This window comes from Candidatus Megaera venefica (assembly GCF_034554655.1).
In the GTDB taxonomy this organism is placed as follows: Bacteria; Pseudomonadota; Alphaproteobacteria; order Rickettsiales; family Rickettsiaceae; genus Megaera_A; species Megaera_A venefica.
This window is the reverse complement of record NZ_JARJFB010000135.1, coordinates 1-4,858: the sequence shown is the minus strand read 5'-3', so window position 1 is coordinate 4,858 and position 4,858 is coordinate 1. Positions and strand designations below refer to the sequence as shown.

Annotated in this window: 3 protein-coding genes; 2 read left to right on the top strand and 1 reads right to left on the bottom strand. The window is 32.6% G+C overall.

The window, feature by feature from the left end:
• Together Megvenef_RS07450 and Megvenef_RS07445 are read left to right on the top strand one after the other, a co-directional pair.
• Nucleotides 1–1,011 (top strand): prolyl oligopeptidase family serine peptidase (locus Megvenef_RS07450; RefSeq protein WP_322777331.1); only part of this gene is annotated, 1,011 nt, incomplete at its 5' end.
• A gap of 150 nt (nt 1,012–1,161) precedes the next feature.
• Nucleotides 1,162–2,220: a cation:dicarboxylate symporter family transporter gene (locus Megvenef_RS07445; protein ID WP_322777330.1), complete on the top strand. Its 1,059-nt coding sequence runs from the start codon at nt 1,162–1,164 to the stop codon at nt 2,218–2,220.
• 8 nt (nt 2,221–2,228) lie between these two features.
• On the opposite strand, the gene Megvenef_RS07440 is transcribed toward Megvenef_RS07445, so the two are convergent.
• A complete protein-coding gene (locus tag Megvenef_RS07440) occupies nt 2,229–4,691 on the bottom strand; it encodes an ankyrin repeat domain-containing protein (protein ID WP_322777329.1) in 2,463 nt (820 codons plus the stop codon).
• Between the last annotated feature and the right edge of the window lie 167 nt (nt 4,692–4,858).

Here is a 4,858-nt window from a genome sequence, read left to right as displayed (position 1 = left end):
AACTTAGATAATACAGAAGAGAAAGTTTTAACTTTTCCAGAAAATGTATATACCGCAAGCATATATTCAACTAACTTTAAAGAAAACGATATTAGAGTAGACTATAGTTCTTTAGCAAGACCGAATACCGTTTATAACTATGATTTTAATTCAAATAACCTATTGATACTTAAGGTACAAGAAATACCTAGCGGTTTTGATTCTGAAGAATATGTAACCCAGCGCTTATTTGTAAAAACAGATTCAGTAGAAGTTCCAGTTAGCTTATTTTATAAAAAATCATTATTTAAAGGCGATGGTTCAAATCCTTTATATCTATATGGTTATGGATCCTATGGCTATAGCAGCCCGCCATCATTTAGGAATAGCGCTGTTTCTTTGGTAAACAGAGGATTTGTTTATGCTATTGCTCACATAAGAGGTGGTGATGATCTTGGGCATGATTGGTACGAAGACGCTAAGTTCCTCAATAAAAAACGTACGTTTTCAGATTTTATCGCAGTTGCAGACGAACTTGTAAAATTAAATTATACATCGACTGGAAACATTGTGATTGTCGGAGGTAGTGCTGGCGGTTTGCTAGTTGGCAATGTTATGAACCAAAGACCTGAGCTATTTAAAGCAGTAGTTGCGCATGTACCATTTGTAGATGTCTTAAACACGATGCTAGATGAAAATCTTCCTCTTACTCCAGGTGAATATAAAGAATGGGGTAACCCTAAAGAGAAAGACTATTTTGAGTATATGAAATCTTATTCACCATACGATAACGTATCAAAACAAAACTACCCCAACCTATTTGTCACTGCTGGATTATCCGATCCACGTGTTGGCTACTGGGAAGCTGCAAAATGGGTTGCACGACTTAGAGATAGAAAACTGGGAGATAATATAATTATTTTTAAAACAAATATGAGTTTTGGTCATTCAGGTGCGTCTGGAAGATTTGATTATTTAAAAGAAGCTGCAGAAGACTTAGTTTTCATTACTAAAATTTTTAAAGTTAAATAGTGTTTTATGTTATATGTGTTGAAAAACAGAAGTATTCAAATCATTCTTGTCATACTGTCTTATGTTATTTTAGCTGATTTTTTACCTTTAGAATTACAGCAGCTATTCTATACTATTAGCTTATTGATCAAAGAGTTATTGATCTGGCTTATGCCATTAACAATATGTGCATTCATTGCCAATACTGTTCGTACGTTTAAGAAGCAAGCTATTGTTTTTATTATATCTCTAGTGATTTTTGAGGCTATTTCTAACTTTACCTCAGTCTGGTATGCTTATTTTGCTGCAAATTTAGTATCTGATACTATGCCCTCTTTTGGAACGAAGATATTTTCTGCTGAATTTAGTGCCTTGTGGCAATTACCATTTGTTAAACCAGATTGGTGGTCTTCTGATAAAGGAGCTTTATTTGGAGTAGTCTTGGGTTGCATTGCCGCTTTTAACAACAATAAGCTTTTAGAGCAATCAATAGATCGTAGTTATAGATTAATGGAGTGGCTGCTAGTTAATGTTTTTGCGCGCCTTATTCCCTTGTTTATACTTGGTTTTGCTGCGCAAATGTACCAAATGAACCTACTAAATCACATACTAACCAACTATGCTAATTTAATTTTCTGTCTAGTACTGTTTTTGCTTTCATATATTTTGTTTTTATTCGTTTTAGGTTCGAGTTGGTCATTAATTAATGTGATGCGACATATAAAAAACCTTTTACCAGCTGGAAGTATAGCCTTAACTTCAGGCTGTAGTCTATCAACAATGCCATGGACAATAGAAGGAACAGCGAAAAACCTTCAAAATAAGAATTTGGCAAAGGTGATTATACCTGCTACGACTAATATTCAACAAGTGGGAGATTGTGTTGTAAATGCTTTCTTATGTTTTTTAATTTATAGAAATTTCTTTGGGCATAACCCGGACCTATTCACTTGGGTTCAATTTAGTTGTGTCTTCGTATTAGCGCGCTTTGTAACGGCGGCTATTTTAGGGGGGTCTATTTTCATTATGTTGCCTATCTATGAGACATATTTGAATTTTAATACAGAAATGATTGCTATTATTTTAGCTCTTAACGTTGTACTAGATCCTATAGTTACATCTTGTAATGTAGTTGCAAATGGTGCCTTGTGCAGGGTGTTTGAAGTTGTATGGAATAAGGGAATTAGCAAAGAACATCACTCTGAAGAAGCTAAACCCATTACTTTATAGTTATTAATCTAAATAATAATACATATACAGTTATCTGAATCTGCGTAATTATCATATTTATTATCTCCTATATGTACAATTTCATCACTATAGTTAAGATAATGAGACGGAGCATAGCCCCACGCTTCTGATTCTGTGATGTGAGTTTGAGTACTCCAATTAGTTGAAATAGTGCTCCATAGTTCAAGGGTTTTATCAGGAGCTTTATTTTGAACCACTTGAATAACTTCATTAGCTTCAAGATCATCTGATAAGCAATTACTATCCAGCTCTTGCAAAACGTTTTTTATCGGCACAGCTTTAAATACTTTTTTTCCTATTTGACCGCTAAAGCAAGGCGTCGATTTAGTATAACTTTCAACGCAATATTTTAATATACCTAGTAAATTAGGTTGGTTAGAAAAATATTTGGAGAATCTAGAGAAATTGTCAGCTCCACAGCTTGTTTCATTATTAGTGCTAGCAGAAATTAAGAAAACCCCTGTTTCTGGAACATATTCTTCATGATATTGTCCAGAATAACAGGAATCAATAAAAACAACCGTAGATTTAGCAAGTTTTGTGGTAATTGCTTTAAATACTGAACTAAAAGCTTTTAATTCCTTAGAATCATGGCTGCCAACAATGACTAAAGCAAACTCCAGATTTTGTCCTTTTAATATACTCATCCTGTCATGATTGAATATAGTAGATATTTCGCTTGAAGAAATATATTGAGATCCATTTCCAAGTAATATAGTCGTAGAAAAACTAGATTCTATATGTTTGAAAGAACGGTTTGCTAGGTTATAATCCCAAGTATCTTTTCCATCACATATTATGTTAACAAGTAAATTATTTGTTGACTCATGTGATTGAGTAACGAACGCATTATACTGCAAATTTAAGATTGAAACGCTAGCATCATTTAATGCTATTTGTATAGACATAGCTTTGGAATCTGGATGTATATCTCTACTTAAGTCAGCCATTCTGTATTTTTGAGCAAGGTTGTATATATTAGTTTCTGAATTAGAATTACTTATCTGGTAAATAGTATTTACATCATCACTAATGAAAGCTGCGTCTAGATCAGTAGCTCCAAGCTCTTTTAATTTGGCAATTTTATTTTTATCGTTAAATAAAGTTTTCATGATCTCATAAAATTTATTGAGTTGCTCTTTATTTTTATCTTCATAACGATCTTTTTTATATACTTGCATCACTATATCTAGGTATTGGCGGTTTGTTCCCATTGGCTGAATAAATTCAATATCATCAACAACTTGTAGTTGCTTGATTATATCGGGTAGAGTTAAGCGAAAAATATTTATTTCTAATCCGTTTATTTTTAATACACCCATTTGTATAAATTTAAAAACTAGAGTACAATTATTAGCTTCTAGTGCTAACAGCAACGGCAAGAAAGCAAGATTGCCTGGGTTTACTTCTGCTCCATGTATTAATAATTGACAAAAACTGTACTCCAGTATTTCTATTGCAGTATTTTTAGTTGCAAGAAAAGCAAGAGCCTCTATAGGAGTCATAGAAACTTTTTCATGTAGCGGGTTAACATGCGCTTTTTGCTCGAAGAAAAAATTTATTATATCTTTATTTTGTGACAATATAGCTAAAGAAAACATAGGCGTAAGCCTGTCATCAAGCATGTTAATATCAACGCCTTGCGCTAATACCAAATACGTTACTGTTTCTAAATCTCCTCTCGTGATTGCAGAGATAAATTCATGAGCGCATATTTTTTTTATTGATTCTTCATCTAAGTTTGAACCAAGTATTTTTGTAATTTCTGTATTATGATAATTGATACTAGTTTGAAAAAGCTTTGTCACATTAAAAGCTCCTTTGCTGTGATAAACTAGATATTTTACAATGTCTGGTTTACCAGCTTTTATAGCAGTAGTAATTGTGGCCTCACAATCACCATCAATTTGGATATCAGCACCTTTTTCTACTAAAAATTTTACTAATTCTAAATCACCCTTTGTAATAGCAGCTATAATTGGTCTATTATCACCCTCACCGTAATTTATGTTAGCATTATAACTAGTTATTAATTTTTCAACTATGGATCTAGTAATAGAAGGGTTATTATAATTTTCAATAGCCTCAGTTAAAGATGAGCAAACAATAGAGTTTGAGGGATTAGGATTAGCTCCCGCTTCTAGTAATTTGCTAAATACCGCCTCCATTTCAGGATTTACATTCATTACAAAACGTATACAAGCCATAAGAGGAGTCATAAAAATATATTCCGCTTCAGTACAAGTAGGGTTAATATCTGCGTTTTGTTCAAAAAAGAAATTAATTATATCCATCTTTTGACTTAATATAGCGCGTGTAAACATAGGTTGATTACGTTCATCTATCATATTGATGTCATAACCTTGATTCAGAACTAAATCTTTTACTCTTTCTAAATTACCGTCTACTATCGCTTGGCTAAATAATTTAGAATCTAGTTTTGCTTTCATATTCCTTCTCAAAAGGTTAATTTTATTCGTGTAAATATCTAATATATAATTTTGATTAATATTTGTCAATATATTTGACTGCAAAGCTTTATAGTCCATCCACCGAAACTCCCACAAGGCAACAAATATAAGGGTTGCAAGATAAAAAGCTTGGTCAAATCCATAAG

Coding starts and splice junctions, on each gene's coding strand:
- Megvenef_RS07445 (WP_322777330.1), top strand. CDS start 1,162: ATGCCATTAACAATATGTGCATTCATTGCCAATACTGTTCGTACGTTT.
- Megvenef_RS07440 (WP_322777329.1), bottom strand. CDS start 4,691: ATGAAAGCAAAACTAGATTCTAAATTATTTAGCCAAGCGATAGTAGAC.